We start from the raw sequence: 22306 nt of genomic DNA, 5'->3' as shown, positions 1-22306 counted from the left end.
TCAGGCCATGCCTGACAGCACTAACAGCAAATCGATCGCTTTGATGCCGACAAACGGCACCAGCAGGCCACCCAGCCCGTAGATCAGCAGGTTGCGGCGCAGCAGGGCCGCGGCGCTCAGCGGGCGATAGCTGACCCCCTTCAGCGCCAGCGGAATCAGAAACACAATCACCAGCGCGTTAAAGATTACCGCCGACAGAATCGCGCTGGCCGGTGAGTGCAGATGCATCACGTTGAGCATGTTGAGTTGCGGATAGGTGGCCGCAAACGCCGCCGGAATAATGGCGAAATATTTCGCCACGTCGTTGGCGATGCTAAAGGTGGTCAGTGAACCGCGCGTCATCAGCATCTGTTTACCGATGTGTACCACTTCCAGCAGTTTGGTCGGGTTCGAGTCGAGATCGACCATGTTGCCCGCCTCTTTCGCCGCCTGGGTACCGGAGTTCATCGCCACCGCCACGTCGGCCTGGGCCAGCGCCGGCGCATCGTTGGTGCCGTCACCGGTCATCGCCACCAGCCGTCCTTCTGCCTGATACTGGCGGATCAGCGCCAGTTTGGCTTCCGGCGTCGCCTCGGAAAGAAAATCATCCACGCCCGCTTCGGCGGCAATCGCCGCGGCGGTCAGTGGGTTATCGCCGGTGATCATCACGGTTTTGATGCCCATCTTGCGCAGCTCGGCAAAGCGCTCTTTAATGCCGCCTTTGACGATATCTTTCAGCGCCACCACACCCAGCACTTTCGCCCCTTCTGCCACCACCAGCGGCGTACCACCGGTGCGCGCCACCTCTTCAACCCGGGCATTCACCTCGGCCGGAAACGCGCCGTGGCTGGCTTCAATATGGCGACGTACCGCATCGACCGCGCCTTTACGGATCAGCCGGTCCTGCACGTTGACGCCGCTCATCCGGGTCTGCGCCGAGAACGGAATAAAGCTGGCGCCCATGCTGCTGAGATCGCGTTCACGCAGATTAAATCGCTGTTTCGCCAGCACCACGATGCTGCGACCTTCCGGTGTTTCATCGGCCAGCGAGGCGAGCTGAGCGGCATCCGCCAGTTGCTCTTCGCTGACGCCCGGTGCCGGCAGAAACTGCGTCGCCTGACGGTTGCCCAGGGTGATGGTGCCGGTTTTATCCAGCATCAGCACATCCACATCACCCGCCGCTTCCACCGCGCGGCCGCTGGTAGCGATAACGTTAGCACCCAGCATCCGGCTCATCCCCGCCACGCCAATCGCCGACAGTAAGCCGCCGATGGTGGTCGGGATCAGACAGACCAGCAGCGCCACCAGCACCGTGACGCTGACCGGCGTCCCGCCCCACGCCGAGAACGGCCAGAGGGTGACGGTCGCCAGCAGAAACACGATGGTGAGCGACACCAGCAGAATGGTCAGGGCGATCTCATTCGGGGTTTTACGCCGTTTGGCTCCTTCCACCATGGCGATCATCCGGTCAAGAAAGGTTTCGCCCGGATTGGCGCTACAGGTGATCACCAGCCAGTCCGAGAGAATGCGGGTCCCGCCGGTTACCGACGCGAAATCACCGCCCGATTCACGGATGACCGGCGCGGATTCGCCGGTAATCGCGCTCTCATCCACCGAAGCTCCGCCTTCTATCACTTCGCCGTCGCACGGAATGATGTCGCCCGCTTCCACCAGCACCGCGTCGCCTTTACGCAGCTGATCGGCGCTCACCTGCTGCCACTCTGCGCCATAGCGCGCCGCCGTGAGTTTTTTGGCAAAGCTGGTCTTTTTCACCCCTTTCAGGCTGCTGGCCTGGGCTTTACTGCGCCCTTCCGCCAGCGCCTCGGCCAGATTGGCAAACAGCACGGTGAACCACAGCCAGACCGCAATTGCGCCGGTAAAACTGGCGCTGCCGTTCAGTTTGCCAGCCAGCATCGCCAGCGCCAGCAATGAGGTGAGAATGCTGCCAAGGTAGACCACAAACATCACCGGATTACGGAACTGCACCCGTGGATCGAGCTTTTTCAGCGCATCCCAGGCTGAAGTACGCAGCAGCGCCGCGTCAAATAACGCCTGTTGTTGACGACTCATGAGGATTGTCCCTGAACAAGTTGCAGATGCTCAGCCACCGGGCCCAGCGCCAGAGCAGGAATAAAGGTCAGCGCCCCCACCAGCAGCACGGTACCGACCAGCAGCGCAATAAACAGCGGGCCGTGAGTCGGCAGCGTGCCGTTGCCCACCGGCTGCACTTTTTTCACCGCCATGGCACCGGCAATCGCCAGCACCGGAATGATGATGCCGAAGCGACCCAGCAGCATGCAGGCGGCCAGCAGCAGGTTCCAGAACGGCGTGTTGGCGCTCAGCCCGGCAAAGGCGCTGCCGTTGTTATTGGCCGCCGACGAGACCGCGTAGAGCACTTCACTGAAGCCGTGAATGCCGGGGTTAGCCATCGCTGAGCGACCGGCGTCGGTCATCATCGCCAGCGCGGTGCCGATTAACACCAGCGCCGGCGTCACCAGAATCGCCAGCGCGGTCATTTTCATCTCCCACACGTCGATCTTTTTACCGAGAAATTCCGGGGTACGGCCGATCATCAGCCCGGCGATAAATACCGCCAGCAGCACAAACAGCAGCATCCCGTAGAGTCCGGCACCGACGCCGCCGAACACCACTTCACCCAGCTGCATCAGCCACATCGGCACCATGCCGCCCAGCGCGGTGAAGGAGTCGTGCATGGCGTTGACCGCACCGCAGGAAGCCGCCGTGGTGATCACCGCAAACAGGCTGCTGTTAAGAATGCCAAAGCGGGTCTCTTTGCCCTCCATGTTGATGGCGCTGTCGGCCCCCAGCTGGAGGAAGTGCGGGTTGCCGCGCAGTTCTGCCCACATGACGACTGCCACCGCCACCACAAACATCAGCGTCATCGCCCACAGCAGCATGTTGCCCTGACGGCGATCGCGCACGCTTTCACCAAAGGCAAAGCAGAGCGCCGCCGGGATCAGGAAAATGCTCAGCATCTGGATTAGGTTGGTCAGCAGATTCGGATTTTCAAACGGATGAGAGGAGTTGGCGTTAAAGAAGCCGCCGCCGTTGGTGCCGAGCATTTTGATCGCTTCCTGCGAGGCGACCGGGCCCATCGCCAGCGTTTGCTGCGTGCCTTCCAGCGTGGTGAGCGTGTGATAGGGCGACAGCGTCTGAATGCTGCCCTGGCTGACAAACACCAGCGCCATCAGCAGGCTGATTGGCAGCAGCACATAGAGCGTGATGCGCGTCAGGTCACGCCAGGCGTTGCCGAGCGTCCCGATGCCGCGCTGGGCGAAGCCGCGAATCAGCGCAAACGCCACCGCAATACCGGTCGCCGCCGACAGGAAGTTCTGCACCGTCAGGCCCACCATCTGACTGAAATAGCTCAGGGTGCTTTCACCGCTGTAGGACTGCCAGTTGGTGTTGGTGACGAAGCTGACCGCGGTATTGAGCGCCAGATGCCAGCTCAGGCCCGGCAGTCCCTGCGGGTTAAGCGGCAGCGTGCCCTGCAGCAGTAAAATCGCCAGCAGCAGCGCAAAGCCGAGCGCATTAAACAGCAGGATCGCCAGCAGATAGTGCGGCCAGCGCATCTCGCTTTGCTCTGCGCCCAGCAGTCGCCACAGCGGCGCTTCGGCCCGGGCGAACACCGGCTTATCGGCAATCAATGCCGCCAGCCCGCGGCCAAGCGGCTGCGCCAGCACCATTAACAGCAGCAGGTAACATCCGACGAGTAAAAAAGCATTAGCCGCCATCAGAAGGCCTCCGCATTTAACAGGGCATAGATCAGATAGCCCAGTAACAACACCACCAGCACAATGCCGGTTATTACGCCCACGCTCACAGGAACCTCCAGAGGTTTGGATTTGCTGATTAGCTTGCGCGGCGGCGTATAAAGAAGGGGTTAAAATGCAGCGGGCGGGCGTAAAAATAGTGTAAAAATGGCGAAAAATCAGGCGACTTCCAGCGCCCAGATGCGGTTGAGGTCGACATTGCCCCACCGCGTGCTGTCTTCCGCCCCGACGATGCTGTCGGTACAGAAGCTGTCGCCGAGGTCGAGCTCTTCCGGTTTCATTTCGCGCTGGGCATGCAGCGACCAGAAAACGTGGACACAGGGCTTCATCAGCGATTTTTCACCCGCTTTCACCACCAGTGCCACCCGACCTGAGGCCAGCCGCACCAGTGAACCGACCGGATAAATGCCGATGGTGCGGACAAAGGCGTGCAGCAGGCCGTTATCGAAGTGGCCGCGCCAGCTCAGCATCTGATGCATCGCCTCGGCGGGCGTCCAGCCGGTGCGGTAGGCGCGCGTCGAGGTGATGGCGTCATAGACATCGCACACCGTCGCCATGCGGGCATAGAGCGAAATCTCCTCGCCTTTCAGGCCGTGCGGATAGCCGCTGCCGTCATACTTTTCATGATGGTGCAGCGCAATATCCAGCAGATCGGCGTCGGCATTGGCCTCCATCAGCATCTGCGCGCCGACGATGGGGTGCTGCCGCATGATAGTAAATTCGTCGTCGGTCAGCTTGCCCGCTTTGTTCAGGATCGCCAGCGGCACCGCCGCTTTGCCCACATCATGCAGCAAGCCGCCCATCCCAACGCGCCGCAGCTGGATCTCATTCAGCCCGAGCCTTTTACCCAGCGAAATCATCAGCCCGCAGACCGCCATCGAATGCAGATAGGTATAATCATCGTGATTTTTCAGCCGCGCCACGCTCAGTAGCGCAGAAGGCTCACGCCGGATCGATCCGGAGATTTCATCCACTAGATCCATCATATAATCGAGGTTAAGGCTGGTCCCGAGACGCGCCTCGTTAAACATTGCCAGCACTTTCGATTTGCCCTGCTGAAAGATCTGCTGCGCCTGATCCAGCTCCTGGAAAAACGGCGTCCGGGCGATCGACCTTTTTGTCACAACCGGCGCGATCGGCGCCTGCACCGATCGATCGAGGTCGATCCAGAGTTGCTGGATCCCTTCGTTGCGTAGCATAGCGATTTGTCGTGGATCGGTGATCAGCATCTGGTTGCGAATACGTTTGTCTTTTATCCACCAGACCTCCAGTTTGTGGATAAACATGCCTGGACGTAATTCGTCAACGGTAATCAGCTTTATCACGATATCACTCCTTAATATCAGCGGGGGGTAAGGTGATATCGGCAGCTGGACAAAATTTCTTCAGGCCGTTTTGTGCGGAGTGTGTGGTCGGAGGAGGCAGGATAAATCGCGGGGAAAAGCATCCTGTTCACAGGTTTTCGCTGGCACTACGGCGATGCCCGCCACGGCATCGCCGGTACGTTACGCTACCGGAGTCAGCACCGCTTTACCGCTGGCGAACGCCAGCATGTTTTCGAACACCAGATCGGCCATCGCCGCCATGGTTTCTGTGGTATTGCTGGCGATGTGCGGGGTGATCACCACGTTGTCACACTGACGCAGCGCCGCAGGCACCTGCGGTTCCTGCTCAAACACATCCAGCCCGGCCCCGGCGATCTGCCCGCTTTCCAGCGCCGTAATCAGCGCTTGCTGATCGACCACGCTGCCGCGCGCAATATTAATCAGATAACCCTGCGGACCCAGCGCCTGCAGAACTTCGGCGTTGATGATCTGCCGTGTGGCCGCCCCGCCGGGCAGCGTCAGCACCAGGAAATCTGCCTGCTGCGCCAGTGAGACAAGGCTGTCGTGACGGATATAAGGCACATCCGGGCGTGAGCGCGGGTTGTAGTAGTGAATCGTCATATCAAACGCCTGCGCCCGCTTTGCCACCGCCTGACCGATATTGCCCAGCCCGACGATGCCGCACACCTTGCCACCCACTTTGCGGCTCAGCGGAAAACGTCCCTGCTGCCAGTGGCCGGCGCGGGTAAAGCGGTCCGCTTCGCTGATGCGTCGCGCCACGTCCAGCAGCAGCGCCATGCCGAGGTCCGCGACGCACTCATTCAGTACCTCGGGCGTATTGGTCACCACAATGTTGCGCGCCCGGGCCGCCGCCATGTCGATGCTGTCGTAACCGACGCCGTTGCTGCAGATCGCCCTGAGATTGGGCAGCGCCGCAATCAGCGCCGCCGGTGCGCCCATTACCGCATTGCCGCTGGTGACCAGCATGTCGATTTTTGCACCCATTTCCGCCAGAAAAGCCGCTTCGTCGTCCGCTTCCCACAGCCGATAGGCGGTAAAAGACGTTTCGATATTCGCTATCAGCTGTGGTGGCAGAAATTTTCCCTTAATCAGCACGTTACATTGCTTTAATGCCATCTTCTTTCCCCTGTTTTTCGTAGGATACCGGCCGTTGATTCTGTTCGCCGACCCGTTCAATCGGTCCCATCACCAGCAGGAACAGCAGTGCCGCCACTACACAGTGCGCAGCAACGAAGGCCAGCCCGATGCCGTAGCTGCCGGTCAGGCCGACGATGATGCCGAACAGCAGCGGCGTGGTGAAACCGGCGATATTGCCGATGCCGTTAAAAATTGAGCCTGCCAGGCCGACCGCTTCTTTCGGCGCGGTGTCGCTGATCACCGTCCAGGTTCCGGCGCCCGCCGCCACTCCTTTGCCATAAAAGGCAAAGGACATAATGGCGATAATGCCGACGTTGCTGGGGATGACCGCCGCCAGCACCAGGCTGGCCGCCATCAGCATCCCGACGATATAGGGCGTTTTGCGCGCCCAGGAGACGCTCCAGCCTCTGGCAATCAGTTTGTCAGAGATATAGCCGCCGCTGATGCCGCCGAGGAAGCCGAACAGCGCCGGTGCAATGGTGGCAAAGCCCGCTTCCATGATGTCCATCCCGCGCGCCTGCACCAGATAGATTGGAAACCAGGTAATGAAGAAGTAGCTCAGCGCGATAATGCAGTACTGGCCGAGATAGGCGCACCACAACATGCGGTTAGTCAGCAGCTTTCTGAACATCGCTTTACTGACCGGCGGACGCGCTTTGAGGGTCTGTGCGGCATCGATATCCACCAGGCCGCCGCCTTTAATAATGTGCTGCAGTTCGCTTTCTGATACGCCGGGATGGTTGCGCGGCTCGCGCATATAGGCGGCCCAGACAAACACCGCCAGCACGCCGATACCGCCCAGCACGAAGAACGGCCATTCCCAGCCGAAGCGCGATACCAGCCAGCCCGACAGCGGCGAGAAGATGGCGACAGCGAAATATTGTGCTGAGCTGAACAGCGACGAGGCGCGACCGCGCTCTGCGCCAGGGAACCACATAATCACCACCCGCGCATTGGCGGGGAAACTGGGAGCTTCAATCAGTCCCAGCAGAAAACGCAGGCCGAACATCAGCATCAGTGCGCCGCTCAGGCCGGTGGAGAACTCACCGACGAAGCCCATCGCCAGCGTCGAGACCGACCAGAGCGCCAGCGTCACGCCATAGACCTTTTTGGCACCAAAGCGATCGAGAAACAGCCCGCCGGGGATCTGCCCAATGACATAAGCCCAGCTGAAGGCGGAGAGGATCAGCCCGAGCTGGATCGCTGACAGGCCGAACTCCTCTTTAATCGCCGATCCGGAGATCGACAGGATCGAACGGTCGGCATACGCCACCACCGACAGAAACAGGATCAGACACAGGATCCAGATGCGAACATGGGTGGTGCGGGTGGTCGTTTTGTCTTTAACCATGAGGTGAATTCCTTAAAAAGCGGCGGGTTACGTCGCGAGGTTTTTTTCAGGAATACCGCTGAGATTCCCCTGTTGAGCAAATATAGATAGGAGGCTAATCATTGGTCATTGTGCGAATGTTGAGATCGTCGACGCTGATTTGGCTTAATTCTGGCAACCGCCACAACCGCCAGTGCGGCGCTGCACAAAAGCAGAAAAAGCCGCTGCGTTGTGCCGGAGAATGTGCGCCAGATCGAGGAATTAGCGCCAGCCGACAGCTATGGCTTAATGCTCGTCAGTTAAGCGACCGGTGATAACGCAGTCTGGTGCCGCTCCGGGGCTGGCGGTCCTCGCGCCGCTGCGCGGTTCCTTCACGTCATTCCTCTGCCTGACGGACCGCCGGGGATGGCACATCCTGTGCCGCCCCGCCTTTCGCCCGCGTCCTGCGGGCTCTCCTGGCAGACTCATTCTGTTCAGCGCTGCGGATTGCCTGCCCCTGATCGGCCCCCGCCTGCTCTGAAACTTCAGTGTGTATTGTTAAAAAGGGCACAAGAGTGGAGGCCTGAGCGCCTCTGCTGCTGAAAGGGCTATCCGCAGCGCTGAGGCGTGACGTTGGGCCAGAACGCCACGCCGGGAAGCGTGGAGAGTTCGGGGCCGGCCAGGGAGGGCCGATCCCCGAACGGTTCGTCGGCACGACGTCAAAGCCGAAGGTACCGCGCAGCGGCGCGAGGACGGCCCGGCAGCAGCAGAGGTGCTCAGGCCCGCACGCCGGCACGCCTGCCCAAAAAAAGCTGTCACGTCTGACCGTGACAGCCTTTGCAAATTTAACCTTAACTGACGAGCATGAGTCTCAATGGCCTGGCTTGATCAGAACAGCCTGACCACCGTCTGTCAGGCCTCGTGCAGCAGTTTCGCCATCACCACCACGTCATGCAGTTTACCGTCACGCAGTGCCGCCTGACGAAGAACCCCTTCCCGCTCAAACCCCAGACGCTGATAGAGCCGAAGCGCCCGTTGATTGTCGTGAAACACTTCCAGCTGCATACGGCTGATGCCGAGCCAGTTGCGCGAATAGTCGAGCGCGGTGCGGATCAGCCGTTCGCCCACGCCGCGGCCGCTGAAGGCGGGATCGACGCCCAGCCCGAAACTGATGCTGTGCCGGGTGCGCGGTTTATTATCGACAAACAAGGTCAGCTCTCCGGCCATCTCCCCGTCGATTTCCGCCACAAAGGCGATAAACCCTTCGGCATCCATTTTCAGGAACTTTTTCTCCCAGGTCGCGACGCTGGGAAACGGCAACTGTAGCGTCCAGGGGTAGACATCAGGGTGACTGTAGAGCCGCTGATAGGCGGCGGCATCGTGAGGTTCGCGTCCCCGAATGGTAATTTCCATATTTTCTCCTGTTAGCCGGGCGGGTTTATTGCACTAAGCTGTAGCTCTTCATCGGACGGAAAGAGTACTGCTATGTTGTATCGCCGTTTTGAACGCTTTATCAATATTTTTCATGATGCTCCCAGCGATTCGCCACCCACTACGGTCTGGTCCTTTTATGCTTACTACCTGCGCCAGGTCTGGCCGAGTTTTGCCGCGCTGCTGCTGGTCGGGCTGGCGTCCGCACTGATCGAAGTGGCGCTGTTCAGCTACCTGAGCCGCATTATCGACCTGGTGAATCACTCAACGCCCGCCACCCTGTTCAGCGATAACTGGCCGCTGCTGCTGTGGATGGGCGCGGTGGCGCTGATCCTGCGGCCGATTTTTATCGCCCTGCACGATATGCTGGTGCATCAGAGCATCAGCCCGAGCATGACCAGCATGATCCGCTGGCAGCATCACAACTACGTGCTGCGTCAGAGCCTGAACTTCTTTCAGAACGATTTCGCCGGCCGTATCGCGCAGCGGATTATGCAGACCGGCAGTTCGCTGCGCGATTCTTCGGTGCAGCTGGTCGACGCCATCTGGCATGTGCTGATCTACTCAGTCACCTCGCTGGTGCTGTTCGCCGAAGCGGACTGGCGGCTGATGATCCCGCTGGTGCTGTGGATTCTCGCCTACAGCGCCTCGCTGCGTTTCTTTGTGCCACGCGTCAAGGCGCGCTCGGTGGTCTCATCGGAAGCGCGCTCTAAGCTGATGGGCACCATCGTCGATGGCTACACCAATATCACCACCATCAAACTGTTCGCCCACAGCGATCTGGAGCGGCGGTACGCGCGCGAAGCGATTCAGGAGCAGACCGACAAAACCCAGCACGCCAGCCGCATGGTCACCAGCATGGATCTGACGCTGTCGGCGCTGAACGGGATGCTGATTGTCTCAACCTCCGGACTGGCGCTGTGGCTCTGGAGCCAGTCGCTGATTAGCGTCGGGGCGATTGCGCTGGCGACGGGCCTGGTGATCCGTCTGGTGAATATGTCGGGCTGGATCATGTGGGTGGTGAACGGCATTTTCGAAAACATCGGCATGGTGCAGGATGGCCTGAACACCATTTCTCAGCCGCTCAGCGTGCAGGATGCGCCGGGGGCGAAACAGCTGAAGGTGACGCGCGGTCAGATCCGCTATGAAGATGTGCGTTTTGACTACGGCGGCGGCCGTCAGGTGATTAACCAGCTCAACCTCGACATCAAACCCGGCGAGAAGATTGGCCTGATTGGCCCGTCCGGTGCCGGTAAATCGACGCTGGTCAATCTGCTGCTGCGGCTGTATGACCTGAACGGTGGCCGGATTGTGATTGACAATCAGGATATCGCCACGGTGACTCAGGAGAGTCTGCGCAGTCAGATCGGCATGATCACTCAGGACACCTCGCTGCTGCACCGTTCGATACGTGAAAACCTGCTCTACGGGCGTCCCGACGCCAGTGAAGCGGAGTTACAGATGGCGATTCGCCGCGCCCGCGCGGACGAGTTCATTCCGCTGCTCTCCGATCCGCAGGGCCGCACCGGGCTTGATGCCCACGTCGGGGAACGCGGTGTGAAGCTGTCGGGCGGTCAGCGTCAGCGGGTGGCGATTGCCCGCGTGCTGCTGAAGGATGCGCCGATCCTGATCATGGATGAGGCGACGTCGGCGCTGGACTCCGAAGTGGAAGCGGCAATTCAGGAGAGCCTGGAGTCACTGATGCAGGGCAAAACCGTTATCGCTATCGCGCACCGCCTGTCGACCATCGCGAAGATGGACCGGCTGGTGGTGCTGGATAAAGGCGGGATTGTCGAGACCGGCAGCCACGCGGAGCTGCTGGCGCGCAACGGCTTGTATGCGCGCCTGTGGCAGCATCAGACCGGCGGTTTTGTCGGCGTCGATTAATCACCGCGTCGGTAAGGCAAGGCGTCGCGTGCTTCTTCGGCCCAGCCGCGCACGCCTTCCCGCTCCTGCTGCAGGAAATCAGCGACTGCGCTGCGTAAGCCGGGATGCAGCAGATAGTGCCACGAGTGGGTGATCTGCGGCTCGAAACCGCGCACCAGCTTATGCTCGCCCTGCGCGCCAGCATCGAAGCGCGTCAGCCCCAGCTCAATCGCGAAATCCATCCCCTGATAAAAGCAGGTTTCGAAGTGCAGCCGATCGAACTCCGCCAGACAGCCCCAGTAGCGACCATATAACGCTTTCTCATCCCGCAGGTAGAACGCCATCGCCGCCGGTTGCTGCTGTAGCCGTGCAATGACCACCATGATGCTGTCCGGCATCCGTTCCGCCAGCAGGCTGAAGAAATCCCGCGTCAGGTAGGGTTGCTGACCGCGCACAGCATAGGTATTGGCGTAACAGGTATAAACAAAATCCCACTGATCTTCGCTGAGCTGGTCACCGCGATAGCGCTCGAACACGAAACCGCTTTGCATCACCTGCTCGCGCTCTTTACGCAGCTGTTTGCGCTTGCGCGACATCAGCGTATCGAGGAAATCCTGAAAATCGCGGTAGCCGCGGTTGTGCCAGTGGTACTGGCAACCGAGCCGCGCCAGCCAGTCGGGCTGGTCAGCCAGCAACTGGTTGGCCTGCACATCGGTAAAGTTAATGTGCGCCCCGCTTAATCCCTGCTGCAGCAATCGCTCCGGTAACGCCGCCAGCAACTGCGCCGCAGCCGCGCAGTCACCCAGCAGGCGTGCCCCGCTGACCGGGCTGAAGGGGATCGCGCCCAGCCATTTGGGGTAATAGCGGATGCCGGCGCGCTGGCTGGCGTCTGCCCAGGCGTGATCGAACACATACTCGCCCCAGGAATTGCGTTTGCGGTAGCCCGGCAGCGCGGCGCGGGTCACGCCACCTTCACGCCAGACCAGATGATCCGGCTGCCAGCCCGACTCGGGCCGTACGCTGCCGCTCTGTTCCAGGGTAAGCAGAAAGGCGTGGCGTAAAAAAGGCTGATCGTCAGGCAACAGCGCATCCCACTCGGCGGCGGGGATCTCCGCCAGCGAAGTCAGGTGAAACAGCGACATGAAAAACTCCAGACAGCAACGGGCGAACGTTCAGTCAAGCAGGTTTTCTGCGCCAGCGAAAGGGTAAAGGCACGCAATGTGAAGGTCGCATCGGATGCGCGATTATCTCTTGCTCAATCGCTATCGGAAAAGCATGCTGTCGCTCTCCGGTAGCGATGAAAGGCTTAACAGTGTGCGCTGCAGCTGAACGCAAAGGTACCGATCGGGGTAACGGAGTGAATACGGGTGATAACGGCTTTTTCAGAGGAACAATAATGGCAAAAGCACTGGTGATATTTCTGCATGGCGTCGGCAGCAACGGCGACGATCTGGCCCCAATCGGCGATCACTGGGCAACTTTATTGCCGGATGTGGCCTTTGCGTCACCTGATGCGCCCGACAGGTTTGATGCCGGTTTTGGCTATCAGTGGTTCAGCCTGAACGGCGTCACGCCTGAGAACCGTCCGGCACGGGTGCAGGCGGCGCGGGCGGCGTTTGACGCCACGCTCAGCGACATCATGACCCGGCACGGCTTCGCCGGACGCTGGCAGGAGGTGGTGCTGGTCGGCTTTTCCCAGGGATCGATTATGGCGCTGGATGCGCTGGCCTCGGGCCGTTATCCGCTGGCGGGCGTGGTGGCCTTTTCCGGTCGTCTGGCGTTTGACGGCGCGCTGACGCCACAGCCCTATCTGCCAGCGATGCTGATCCACGGCCAGGCCGATGAGGTGATCCCGTGGCAGGAGAGCGAATCGGCCGCTGCCCGGCTGAAACAGGCAGCGGTGCCGGTTGAGACGCGGTTTGAACCCGCCACCGGCCACACCATTTCAGCGCAGGGCGCGATGCACGCCGCCGCGTTTATTGCGCAGTGTCTGCAGGATTAACGGCTACGGCCAGTAGCGATTCAGGGCCTGCCACGCCTGCTGTGCGGCGACCTCAGGCGGCAGGCGTTTCAGCGTATCATTGAACACTTCAATGCCAACCGGGCCCTGATAACCGGCACTTTTCAGCTTATCCACAAAGCGTCCGATATCGATAATGCCGTCACCGGGCAGCAGGCGCTGATGACGCGCGATGTCGATCAGGCTCTGCTTATCCTGCGGCGGAACGGCCGCCATATCACACAGCTGCACCTCGTAAATCCGCTCGGCAGGAATGCCATCGAGCTGGGACGCATCGCCGCCCAGCGCGCAGATGTGAAACAGATCGACCACCAGTCCGATGTTGGGCTGATCGAGACGCTGCAAGCGCTGCCATGCCAGCGGCAGGGTGTTATCGACGCTGCACCACGCCATCGGCTCATACATGATGCGCATGTTGTAACGTGCCGCTTCCGACGCCATCCAGCGCAGGTCATCGTCGATCTGCTCGGCGCAGCAATCTTCGCGGGTGGTGGCGGGTGCCTGAAGGGTGTCGCACCCCAGCGCCTGAGCGATCTGAATAAACTGACGCAGCTCGTCGCGCTTCTGTCCGCGCAGCGCGCTGGGCGCGCCGCTAAAATCACGCAGAACCTGCAGGTTGGTAAAGCCAGGCCCCTGCTGCGCGGCCATCCGGGCCAGCGCCACCGCACCGCCGTCACAGGCATCAACATCTTCGCGCCAGATTTCAACCTGGTCGAAACCGGCGTCACGCGCCGCCTGCAACTTCTGCCCGGGCTCACCGTTTAACAACACCAGGTTAAGGAATGTTGGATTACGACTCATCTCTCTGCTCCTTAATCGTCCGGAATAATCGGTGAAAATCATCAGCTGCAACGCCGCACGCCTTGCGGCCTGCCAGAGCATCGCAGCTGAAACAGTATCTACCTCTAAAGCGTTATGGCAAGCCGCGATTACCGCGCCTCAGCCCAGCAGCGTGACCAGCGCGAAACCGGCAAACGCCATCAGCAGTGAGCCAATCACATGCACCAGCGCGCTGGCCATCGCCCAGAGATACTTACCTGATTGTAGCAACCCCATTAATTCCGCCGTAAACGAGGAGAAGGTGGTCAGCCCGCCGCACAGTCCGGTGACGATCAGCAGCTTCCACGCCGGGTCGACCTCCGGATGACGGACAAACCACGCCAGTGCGCCACCGATCACCAGCCCGCCGATCAGATTGACCAGCAGCGTACCGGGCGGCAGATTGGGAAATAAGGCATTGAAACGCACCGCGAATAGCCACCGCAGCACACAGCCAGCAGAGCCGCCAATCATGACGGCGAACAACGGTTTCAACATGTCTTGCTCCTGATTGCAGATGTCACGCCGGGCTGAGGGAGGAGGCAGAGATAAACCGCGCCTGACACCGCAGCTCCCGCGAAAGGATAAACAGAGTGTCAGGCGTCATCAGCCGGGGTTAAGCCCGCCGGCGGTTGGGAAAGGTGGCACGCCATCACCTTGAGCGAAGGATAATACGATGTGGCTATCCGGCTGGCAACTGAGCCGCCGCCGCCGCCGCTGGCGCTGAAAACCTTGACGACGGCGCGGCGGTCAGGGTAATGCTGAGGATTAAGGCGGAGACCTGGAGAGGCTATGCGTACCCTGATTATTGATACTGACATCGGCGTTGACGACGCGTTTGCGCTGGCCTATGCGGCGCGCACCCAGCATCTGCTGGGCATCACCACCGTGTTCGGTAACGTGGCGGTGGGTCAGGCGGTGAAAAATGCCCGGCTGTTCTGCGAGAAAATGGCGATTAAGGCAGAGGTGTATCGTGGCTGTTCCCGGCCGCTGGCGCAGCGTCCGAGTGCGCCCGCCACGCTGCACGGCGAAGATGGACTGGGGGATGCGTTTGACAACCCGTTCAGCGACGCGGCACCGGGTGCGGTGCAGTTCATTATCGACAGCGTACGCGCCCATCCGCAGCAGATCACCCTGGTGGCGATTGGCCCGCTGACCAACATTGCCAGCGCGATTAATCAGGCACCGGAGATCGTTCCGCTGATTAAGGAGCTGGTGATTATGGGTGGCGCTTTCGGCACCGGCGGTCATAGCGGCAACGTGACGCCGTTCAGCGAATTTAACATCTGGAAAGATCCGCACGCCGCCGATCAGGTGCTGACGTCGGCGCTGAAGGTGGTGGTGATTCCGCTGGATGTCACTCATCAGGTGCTGATCACCGGCGATGAGGTTGAGCGGCTCAACCAGCCGGTTCTGAGCGCTATCTGCCGTCCCTATCTGGCTTACAGCCTGGCGAAAGAGGGCTTTAACGGCATGTCGCTGCACGACACGCTGGCGCTCGCCTGGCTCAGCCTGCCTGAGGCGTTCACCTTAACGGAAAGCCCGCTGCGGGTGATCACCGAGGGCATTGCCTGCGGCCAGACGGTGCGCAAACTCAGCGCGCTGGCCTCGCGTCACGATCCGTTCGAGGGGCTGCCAGCACAACGTATTGCGCTGGCGGTGGATGCTGACGCGGTGCGGTCACACTTCTTTCAGGCCCTGACCGCACCCTGAGTGACCTCAGCGATCGAAATGAATCACGCCTTTGATCAGCTCGCGGTTGTTGATCACCTGCGGCTCAAACGTTTCTGCCAGAGATGAAAAATCGAGGTGATGATTGAGCATCATCTCTGCGCGCAGCGCGCCGCTGGCCATCAGCGCCACTACCCGATCAAAATCTTCACGGGTGGCGTTGCGGCTGCCCATCAGGGTGGTCTCTTTTTTATGGAACTCACTGTCCGGGATCACCAGATCGCCTTTATGCAGCCCGACATAGACGATGGTGCCGCCATGGCGCATCAGATTCACCGCATTGTTCATCGCCGCCGGACTGCCGGTGGCGTCGATCACTTTGAGCGCCAGACGCCCGCCAAACTGCTCGCGTAGCGCAGTGTAAAAGTCCTCTTCCGCCGGATTCAGCGCCGCCAGGCCAAGCTGATCAGCGACGTGCTGACGACGGAAGGCGCTGGTATCGGCGACCACCACCTCAGCGCCGCTGGCGGCGGCAATCGCCGCCACGCCCAGTCCAATCGGCCCCGCCCCGACCACTAACACCTGCTCGCCAGCCACGATCGCCGCACGTCTTACCGCATGAGCGCTGATGGCAAAGGGTTCAATCAGCGCGGCCGCTTCCGGTGCCACCTGATTGACCGCCAGCAGCGTGCTGACCGGCACGCTCAGGTAGTCGCAGAAACCGCCATCCTGATGCACGCCAATCACCGAGATCTGCTCGCAGCAGTTGGTCTTGCCACTCTGACAGGCATCGCAGCGCAGGCAGGAGATATAAGGCATCAGCGCCACCCGCTGACCCGGTTCAAAGCCGCTGGCACCGCTGCCCAGCGCCACCACTTCGGCACAGAGTTCATGGCCCAGCACCCGCGGATAGCTGAAGAACGGCTGATTACCGGACCAGGCGTGAATATCGGTGCCGCAGATACCGGCAGTAAGAATTTTAATCAGTGCTTCACCGGCGGCGGGCGTCGGTTGCTCGCGCGTGGCCCATACCATCTTGCGTGGCTCAGCGATGACCAGTGCTTTCATTGTTGTCATGGTGATTCTCCGGTTTGTCCTGCACGCAGTTATGGCGAATCCTGACCGCCGCGCGGCGTTGGCTTGCGGGAAGTGTGAAGCACGACGATTTTTTTGGGCTTTGAATGGTTTTTAATGCATTAAAAACCGGAGGGCGACATGAGCCGCAGTCAGAATTTACGTCATAACGTGATCAATCAGATGCTGGAAAGCATCGCCCAGCGCCACATTCTTTCGCCGTTGCCTCCCCAGGCGGCGCTGGCCGAGATGTTCAATATCAGCCGTACCACGGTGCGTCATACCCTGCACTATCTGCATCAGCGTGGCGTGCTGGAAAAAGTGGATCAGACTTACCTGATCGTCCGCGATCCGCAGGAAGAAGATGGGTTCAGCGCGTTAACGCCGCCGATTGAGCAGCAGGCCAGCCACTTCGAGCAGGTCTTTTTTAATATGATTAATCAGCGCCAGCTGGTGCCGGGCGATACCTTCAGCGAACTGCAACTGGCCCAGCAGGTGAAAGTCAGCCCGGTGGTGGTACGGGAATTTCTGCTGCGTTTTATGCGCTACGATCTGCTGGAGCCGGTCAAACGGGGTCAGTGGCGGATGAAGAAATTCACCCAGGATTACGCAGAGAAACTGTTTGAACTGCGGGAGATGCTGGAAACCCATGCGCTGAGCCGCTTTCTGAATCTGCCCGCCAGCGATGAGCGCTGGGTACAGGCGCGGGATCTGCTGGATCGCCACCGATCGATGCGCGACACCATCGCCAGCAACTACCGCCACTTTGCTGCGCTGGATCGGCAGATGCATTCGCTGATTTTATCGGCCGCCAACAATCCTTTTTTTAATCAGTCGCTGGAGATTATCTCAGTGATATTTCATTCGCATTATCAGTGGGATGAGAGCGATCTGAAACAGCGCAATATCGTGGCGCTGGAGGAGCATATGGCGATTCTGACCGCGCTGATCGGCCGTCAGGATATCGACGCGCTCTGTGCATTACATAACCATCTGGCGACCGCCAAAACCTCAATGGTGCGCTCGATCGGGCAGTACAATTAAAAACCGATTAAAAACCACAAAGCATTAGCTCCCGCACGATTCAGAAACATCTTTGCAACATCCTTCACCCTTTGCTCTTAGTCTCGACAGCAACGTCATGGCGGCCATTTGCCGCCGCGCGAACCCCCTCTTCACCATAACGATAAGTACCCAGCTTCGGGAGAGTGCAATGGAAAAGACATCAGTGACCGGCCACGACAACGTGTCCGGCAGTGCGGCGCCAGGCCAGGATTACGTTCCGATGCGCGGCGATATCGTTCGCTCACCGCGCATCCGCAAAATTCAGGTAACAGCGATGCTGTTGCTGCTGTTCGCCGCCATTATCAACTACCTTGACCGCAGCTCGCTGTCGGTCGCCAACATGACCATTCGTGAGGAGATGGGGCTGAGCGCCACCGAGATCGGCTTCCTGCTCTCGGCCTTCTCGCTGGCCTACGGCCTGGCGCAGTTGCCGTGCGGCGCGCTGCTGGATCGTAAAGGGCCGCGCATTATGCTCGGCATCGGCATGTTTATCTGGTCGCTGTTTCAGGCGGCGTCCGGGCTGGTGCATAACTTCACCCAGTTCATCCTGGTGCGTATCGGCCTGGGCATTGGTGAAGCGCCGATGAACCCGTGCGGCGTCAAAGTGATTAACGACTGGTTCAATATCAAAGATCGCGGTATGCCGATGGGGATGTTTAATGCCGCCTCAATGATCGGCCTGTCAGTGGCACCGCCGATTCTGGCGGCGATGATGCTGGTGATGGGCTGGCGCGGCATGTTCGTCACCATCGGTATCCTCGGGATGTTCCTCGCTATCGGCTGGTATATGGTTTACCGCGATCGCGATAACAACACCCTGAGCGCAGAAGAGATCCACTATCTGCAGGCGGGCAGTGTGGCGTCGCGTAAAGAGCCGATCAGCTTCAAAGAGTGGCGCGGTCTGTTTAAGCAGCGCACCATGTGGGGAATGATGATTGGCTTCAGCGGCATCAACTATACCGCATGGCTCTATATCGCCTGGCTGCCGGGTTATCTGCAGTCGACCTATCATCTGGATCTGAAAAGCACCGGCCTGCTGGCGGCGATTCCGTTCCTGTTTGGTGCCGCGGGGATGTTGCTGAACGGCTATGTGGTCGATTCGCTGGTCCGCCGGGGCTTTAACGCGGTGAAAACCCGCAAGGTCTGCATCGTCAGCGGGATGCTGCTCTCGGCTGGCTTTACCGCCGTGGTGACCCGCGCCACCGATACCACCAGTGCCGTGACGCTGATTGGCATGGCGCTGTTCTGCATTCACTTCGCCGGGACCTCATGCTGGGGCCTGATTCACGCCAATGTGACGGCCCGCATGACCGCATCGGTCGGCAGTATCCAGAACTTCGCCAGCTTTATCTTCGCCTCCTTTGCACCGGTCATCACCGGCTGGGTGCTCGACACCACCAAATCGTTCAGCATGGCGCTGATGATTTGTGCCTGCGTGACGCTGGTTGGCGCACTGGCTTACCTGCTGCTGGTGCGCAAACCGATCACCGACGGCGAGTAATCCCGCCTGACGGCGCAGACATCAGGTCAGCGCCGTCAGGGTCACGCCATGTTTCGCGCCATAGCGCTGGATACCGGAAATCACCTTCTCCACGCTCAGCAGCGGCGGCGGCGGTAACAGCGGCGCCCGTTGCCGTAATGCCGAGTCAAAGCGGGCGAAAGTGGCGAAATCGCGCGGGAAGCGCTCCTCATCCACCCCAATCAACGCTCCCTCCTCCCGCGCATAGGCCAGCAGCGACTGCCAGCGCGTGATCTCTGCCAGCCCGATGCTGTCGGTGCCGTGGGAAAACAGCATCATGTCGATGTTGCGGAACGGCGGCTGTTTTTCGAGGAAACGCTGCAGCGCCGCGGCGGAGGGCTCGGTGCAGAACACCAGCCAGAACGGAATCGCGTGCTGCTGCATACTGCACCAGGGGTCCATCAGCAGGAAGCTGTCCACCGTCAGGCGGGTCGGTAAAATACCGGCGGCCAGATACCAGTCGCGGTAGATCTCCGCCACCACATAGCTCATCGCCTCCGGATCTTCGTAACGAATCTCCATCAGCTTCAGGCCCTGAGCCTCCGCCAGTTTTTTCAGCGGCGAAATCAGATAACCATCTAATCCCCATTCCGCTTCCGGTACGTGGTCAGTGATGGCGGGCGGCGTCCAGCGCTCGCGATCGATGCCGTAGCGCGCCAGATATTCCGCCACCCGCGGGCCACCCTGTAAGTACTCTTTTTCGGTCGCGCCGCCGAGCGCACCAAACTGGAAAAACGAGCGATCGCTGGTGCGTGTTACCGGCCATTGTCGGGTGCAGTGATTAATAAACAGCGTTGATCCGGCCGGCAGGCTGCCCATCAGAAACTCGTTGAACGCCAGCGGCAGTTCGCGCAGTTTCAGCCGGAAGTAGCGCATCTGATCGAGCATCAGCCGATCCTGATTCGGGTCCTGCATGTGGTGCACCGCCAGCCGCGGCCAGGCGGCCAGCAGCGCGGCGGCAATCTCCTTGCCCTGCTCGAAGCTGGTCTGCGCATCATCGGGATCGTTATTGGCGGCCCGCACCGGACAGAGGAAGGTCTGGGGCAGCCAGGGCGCGCCCATCGCCGCCGCCAGGTGAATCAGCGCCCCGTTCGATGAACCGATAAAGGCCGCCGGATAATCCTGCTGCGGATATTCACTGACCATCCATTCGGCGATCCCTTCCACATCCAGCTCGCCGGCCTGACGCAGCGTGATGCCTTCTGCCATGCCGCCCAGCGCATAACCCCATTCGCGCAGCCCGGTAGGTAGCCGGTTAAGCGACGGCAGCAGGCGATCCAGCGTCGGTGACTGGCTGGGGCTGGCGAAAGGCCGATCGTGCAGCGCGTTAGCCAGCGCCAGCAGCATCGCGGCGGACGAGTCGAAGCGGGCAATCCCTTTCGGTGGTTTACTCATGCTGATCCTCCTGCTGGATACGCGCCAGGAACGGGCGAATGGCGTGACAGAAACTCCACGGATAGACGTAGTGCAGGGTGTGCGTGCCGTCACGCAGCGTAAGGGTTTCGCTGTGCGGCATCAGGGCGGCGAGTTCATCCAGCCAGCGCGCCGGACAGACCGGGTCGCGCGAGCCGCGCAGCAGCAGGGTGGGCGCGCTGATGTAGGTCAGACGATGCTCAATATGGTCACGCATCATGGCGCGCAGGGTGCCAAAGGCGCGCCGCAGACCCGCTTTGGCGTAATCGATGCGCGCCAGCGGACCCGGCGGACGACGGGCCTCCAGTCGGCCATTGCGCCAGTCGCGCCACAGCTGACGTGGCAGGCTACGGGCGTGGCGATCGACCGTCGGCCCCTGTAGCACCAGCCCCGCTACCGCCTGCGGATATTTCACCGCCAGCGCAGCCAGAATCTGACAGCCAAACGAGTTGCCCACCCAGATGGCGCGCTGGAAACCGTTGTGCTGCAGCCACAGCCACAGCGCGTCCGCCAGTTGATCCACCGACATCACCGGTGCTGAGGCGGGCAGCGCACTGGCACCGAAACCCGGCAGGTCCGGCACCAGTACGTGATAATCGCGGCTTAATGCCAGCGCCAGCGGCTCCATTGCCCGGCCGGACAGCACCAGGCCGTGAATCAGCACCACCGGCAGCCCCTGAGTTTCATTTGGCGTCACGCGGGTAAACATCCGCCAGTCGCCAATCTGCTGATAATAACCGGCCAGCCCGGCGTGATGGCTGCGCGGCGAGACCGGCGGCGTCTGTTTCAGCTGCTGCCAGCGTTTCATGCCCCACAGTGTGGCCGCCACACCTAACCCAACGCCTGCCACGATAGCCGCCTGTTTTCGTCGATGTTTCTGGATCATCCGCTGCTCCTGTTTCGGGGGGATAACTCAGTGTAGGACGGGATCAGGCAGCAGGCGGGTTATCCGGTTAACGGCGTGACAAATTGCGCTTCGCACTGACGGGCAATCGCCCACAGCTGGGTGCGGATCACCTGCTTGAGATGCAGCGTGGATTGCGATTGTGGCTGGTCACGGCGGCTGATCAGCATCACCTCAAACGGCAGCGGCTGGGCCACCGGCAGCAGCGTCAGCTGATCGGCATAGCGGCAGGCGGTGAAGAGATCGACCACACCCACGCCACCGCCCGCCAGCACCATATCGGCAATCACGGAGTAGGTTTTGATCGACAGCGAGTGGGCCGAATGCAGCTGGCGATCGCGCAGCGCCCGGTGCAGCACCCGGCCCAGCGGGTCCTGCTGCTGCATCATCAGCAGATTATTGTGGCACAGCCACTCCAGCGTGACCGGCCCGCGCTGTGTGGTGTTGCGCGGCAGCAGCGCCACCATTGAGGACTGAAACAGCGGCTCAGCCAGCAGATCGGCATCGACCTGCTGACCAAACACCAGCGCGAAATCGAGCTGGTTATCAAGCAGCGCGCCACACAGCGTGCTGAAGTGTTCGGTGACCAGTTCGACGTTGACGAAAGCGGCCTGCTGACGAAACGCCACCAGCGCCGGTGCCAGCACGCTCTGACCAAAGGCGTGGGCTGCGCCAACTCTCACCCGTTGTCCTTCACCGCGCCGCAGCTGTTCCGCCAGCTGGGTGATCGCCTGCAGCCGCTGGTACAGCTCATCGACTTCCGGCAGCAGGCGACGGCCCTCTTCGGTCATCACCATTCCCTGCGCGCGCCGCTCAAACAGCGCAAACCCGAGTTGCTGCTCGGCGTGATTCAGCACCCGGCTGACATTGGGCTGCGAGACGTTAAGCAGCCGCGCCGCGCCACTGATGGTGCCGGTCTGGACAATTGCCTGGAACACTTCAATGTGGCGCAGCCGCAT

Annotated in this window: 19 protein-coding genes and 1 riboswitch; of the genes, 5 read left to right on the top strand and 14 right to left on the bottom strand. The window is 60.6% G+C overall.

The features are described 5' to 3' along the window. From kdpB to LZU96_RS01590, 7 genes are all read right to left on the bottom strand, one after another. Positions 1-2049: a potassium-transporting ATPase subunit KdpB gene (gene kdpB / locus LZU96_RS01620; protein WP_233986650.1), complete on the bottom strand. Its 2049-nt coding sequence runs from the start codon at positions 2047-2049 to the stop codon at positions 1-3. Then, positions 2046-3734: a potassium-transporting ATPase subunit KdpA gene (gene kdpA, locus LZU96_RS01615; protein ID WP_233986642.1), complete on the bottom strand. Its 1689-nt coding sequence runs from the start codon at positions 3732-3734 to the stop codon at positions 2046-2048. Before kdpA ends, kdpB begins: the two co-directional genes overlap by 4 nt. Beyond that, entirely contained in the window at positions 3734-3823 is a 90-nt protein-coding gene (gene kdpF, locus LZU96_RS01610) for a K(+)-transporting ATPase subunit F (protein WP_010253443.1), read from the bottom strand. The genes kdpA and kdpF overlap by 1 nt, the downstream gene beginning before the upstream one ends. A 108-nt stretch (positions 3824-3931) precedes the next feature. Then, positions 3932-5098 carry an HD-GYP domain-containing protein gene (locus tag LZU96_RS01605; protein ID WP_233986634.1) on the bottom strand — a complete coding sequence of 389 codons (1167 nt, stop codon included), beginning with the start codon at positions 5096-5098 and terminating at the stop codon, positions 3932-3934. A gap of 180 nt (positions 5099-5278) precedes the next feature. After that, positions 5279-6235 (bottom strand): 2-hydroxyacid dehydrogenase, encoded by a 957-nt coding sequence (locus tag LZU96_RS01600; protein ID WP_233986632.1) that lies wholly within the window; start codon positions 6233-6235, stop codon positions 5279-5281. Next, positions 6216-7607 carry an MFS transporter gene (locus LZU96_RS01595; RefSeq protein ID WP_233986630.1) on the bottom strand — a complete coding sequence of 464 codons (1392 nt, stop codon included), beginning with the start codon at positions 7605-7607 and terminating at the stop codon, positions 6216-6218. Before LZU96_RS01595 ends, LZU96_RS01600 begins: the two co-directional genes overlap by 20 nt. A gap of 870 nt (positions 7608-8477) precedes the next feature. Then, entirely contained in the window at positions 8478-8978 is a 501-nt protein-coding gene (locus LZU96_RS01590; protein WP_233986628.1) for a GNAT family N-acetyltransferase, read from the bottom strand. A gap of 72 nt (positions 8979-9050) precedes the next feature. Between LZU96_RS01590 and LZU96_RS01585 the strand changes: the two genes are divergently transcribed. Beyond that, positions 9051-10883 carry an ABC transporter ATP-binding protein gene (locus LZU96_RS01585; protein ID WP_233986618.1) on the top strand — a complete coding sequence of 611 codons (1833 nt, stop codon included), beginning with the start codon at positions 9051-9053 and terminating at the stop codon, positions 10881-10883. Here LZU96_RS01585 and LZU96_RS01580 read toward each other — a convergent pair. Then, a complete protein-coding gene (locus tag LZU96_RS01580; protein WP_233986611.1) occupies positions 10880-12004 on the bottom strand; it encodes a GNAT family N-acetyltransferase in 1125 nt (374 codons plus the stop codon). The genes LZU96_RS01585 and LZU96_RS01580 overlap by 4 nt on opposite strands. Before the next feature lie 254 nt (positions 12005-12258). Between LZU96_RS01580 and LZU96_RS01575 the strand changes: the two genes are divergently transcribed. Then, on the top strand, positions 12259-12864 hold the full coding sequence (locus LZU96_RS01575) for an alpha/beta hydrolase (protein WP_233986601.1): 606 nt from the start codon (positions 12259-12261) through the stop codon (positions 12862-12864). Positions 12865-12867: 3 nt separating this feature from the next. Here LZU96_RS01575 and LZU96_RS01570 read toward each other — a convergent pair whose 3' ends face one another. Continuing rightward, positions 12868-13683, bottom strand: coding sequence for a sugar phosphate isomerase/epimerase family protein (locus tag LZU96_RS01570; protein ID WP_233986594.1), 816 nt, complete (start codon positions 13681-13683; stop codon positions 12868-12870). A gap of 138 nt (positions 13684-13821) precedes the next feature. Then, positions 13822-14199: a fluoride efflux transporter CrcB gene (gene crcB, locus LZU96_RS01565; protein ID WP_233986593.1), complete on the bottom strand. Its 378-nt coding sequence runs from the start codon at positions 14197-14199 to the stop codon at positions 13822-13824. A 92-nt stretch (positions 14200-14291) separates the two neighbouring features. Beyond that, positions 14292-14367, bottom strand: a riboswitch (Fluoride riboswitch). A 126-nt stretch (positions 14368-14493) separates the two neighbouring features. Between crcB and LZU96_RS01560 the strand changes: the two genes are divergently transcribed. Continuing rightward, positions 14494-15414 carry a nucleoside hydrolase gene (locus LZU96_RS01560; protein ID WP_233986583.1) on the top strand — a complete coding sequence of 307 codons (921 nt, stop codon included), beginning with the start codon at positions 14494-14496 and terminating at the stop codon, positions 15412-15414. A 6-nt stretch (positions 15415-15420) separates the two neighbouring features. On the opposite strand, the gene LZU96_RS01555 is transcribed toward LZU96_RS01560, so the two are convergent. Further along, positions 15421-16449, bottom strand: a complete 1029-nt coding sequence (locus LZU96_RS01555) for a zinc-binding alcohol dehydrogenase family protein (protein WP_233986568.1) — start codon at positions 16447-16449, stop codon at positions 15421-15423. A gap of 138 nt (positions 16450-16587) precedes the next feature. Here LZU96_RS01555 and LZU96_RS01550 point away from each other — a divergent pair, with 138 nt between their 5' ends. Next, positions 16588-17490: a GntR family transcriptional regulator gene (locus tag LZU96_RS01550; RefSeq protein WP_233986560.1), complete on the top strand. Its 903-nt coding sequence runs from the start codon at positions 16588-16590 to the stop codon at positions 17488-17490. 169 nt (positions 17491-17659) lie between these two features. Further along, positions 17660-19012 (top strand): MFS transporter, encoded by a 1353-nt coding sequence (locus LZU96_RS01545; RefSeq protein WP_233986553.1) that lies wholly within the window; start codon positions 17660-17662, stop codon positions 19010-19012. Between the two features lie 21 nt (positions 19013-19033). On the opposite strand, the gene LZU96_RS01540 is transcribed toward LZU96_RS01545, so the two are convergent. Genes LZU96_RS01540 through LZU96_RS01530 form a run of 3 tightly spaced genes read right to left on the bottom strand, consistent with a single transcriptional unit; the run spans position 19034 to position 22306 of the window. After that, positions 19034-20425, bottom strand: coding sequence for a hypothetical protein (locus LZU96_RS01540; protein WP_233986545.1), 1392 nt, complete (start codon positions 20423-20425; stop codon positions 19034-19036). Then, positions 20418-21329: an alpha/beta fold hydrolase gene (locus LZU96_RS01535; protein WP_233986543.1), complete on the bottom strand. Its 912-nt coding sequence runs from the start codon at positions 21327-21329 to the stop codon at positions 20418-20420. The genes LZU96_RS01540 and LZU96_RS01535 overlap by 8 nt, the downstream gene beginning before the upstream one ends. Positions 21330-21388: 59 nt before the next feature. After that, positions 21389-22306 (bottom strand): LysR family transcriptional regulator, encoded by a 918-nt coding sequence (locus LZU96_RS01530; RefSeq protein WP_233986539.1) that lies wholly within the window; start codon positions 22304-22306, stop codon positions 21389-21391.

This window comes from Pantoea agglomerans (genome assembly GCF_021397715.1).
GTDB lineage: Bacteria > Pseudomonadota > Gammaproteobacteria > Enterobacterales > Enterobacteriaceae > Pantoea > Pantoea astica.
Note: the sequence above shows the minus strand (reverse complement) of the source record. Positions and strands in the feature narration are given on the sequence as shown.

What these genes read in the sequence shown, in the direction of transcription:
- kdpB (WP_233986650.1), bottom strand. Translation starts at nt 2,049, where the DNA reads ATGAGTCGTCAACAACAGGCGTTATTTGACGCGGCGCTGCTGCGTACT.
- kdpA (WP_233986642.1), bottom strand. Translation starts at nt 3,734, where the DNA reads ATGGCGGCTAATGCTTTTTTACTCGTCGGATGTTACCTGCTGCTGTTA.
- LZU96_RS01600 (WP_233986632.1), bottom strand. Translation starts at nt 6,235, where the DNA reads ATGGCATTAAAGCAATGTAACGTGCTGATTAAGGGAAAATTTCTGCCA.
- LZU96_RS01595 (WP_233986630.1), bottom strand. Translation starts at nt 7,607, where the DNA reads ATGGTTAAAGACAAAACGACCACCCGCACCACCCATGTTCGCATCTGG.
- LZU96_RS01590 (WP_233986628.1), bottom strand. Translation starts at nt 8,978, where the DNA reads ATGGAAATTACCATTCGGGGACGCGAACCTCACGATGCCGCCGCCTAT.
- LZU96_RS01585 (WP_233986618.1), top strand. Translation starts at nt 9,051, where the DNA reads ATGTTGTATCGCCGTTTTGAACGCTTTATCAATATTTTTCATGATGCT.
- LZU96_RS01580 (WP_233986611.1), bottom strand. Translation starts at nt 12,004, where the DNA reads ATGTCGCTGTTTCACCTGACTTCGCTGGCGGAGATCCCCGCCGCCGAG.
- LZU96_RS01575 (WP_233986601.1), top strand. Translation starts at nt 12,259, where the DNA reads ATGGCAAAAGCACTGGTGATATTTCTGCATGGCGTCGGCAGCAACGGC.
- LZU96_RS01570 (WP_233986594.1), bottom strand. Translation starts at nt 13,683, where the DNA reads ATGAGTCGTAATCCAACATTCCTTAACCTGGTGTTGTTAAACGGTGAG.
- crcB (WP_233986593.1), bottom strand. Translation starts at nt 14,199, where the DNA reads ATGTTGAAACCGTTGTTCGCCGTCATGATTGGCGGCTCTGCTGGCTGT.
- LZU96_RS01560 (WP_233986583.1), top strand. Translation starts at nt 14,494, where the DNA reads ATGCGTACCCTGATTATTGATACTGACATCGGCGTTGACGACGCGTTT.
- LZU96_RS01555 (WP_233986568.1), bottom strand. Translation starts at nt 16,449, where the DNA reads ATGACAACAATGAAAGCACTGGTCATCGCTGAGCCACGCAAGATGGTA.
- LZU96_RS01550 (WP_233986560.1), top strand. Translation starts at nt 16,588, where the DNA reads ATGAGCCGCAGTCAGAATTTACGTCATAACGTGATCAATCAGATGCTG.
- LZU96_RS01545 (WP_233986553.1), top strand. Translation starts at nt 17,660, where the DNA reads ATGGAAAAGACATCAGTGACCGGCCACGACAACGTGTCCGGCAGTGCG.
- LZU96_RS01540 (WP_233986545.1), bottom strand. Translation starts at nt 20,425, where the DNA reads ATGAGTAAACCACCGAAAGGGATTGCCCGCTTCGACTCGTCCGCCGCG.
- LZU96_RS01535 (WP_233986543.1), bottom strand. Translation starts at nt 21,329, where the DNA reads ATGATCCAGAAACATCGACGAAAACAGGCGGCTATCGTGGCAGGCGTT.
- LZU96_RS01530 (WP_233986539.1), bottom strand. Translation starts at nt 22,306, where the DNA reads ATGCGGCTGCGCCACATTGAAGTGTTCCAGGCAATTGTCCAGACCGGC.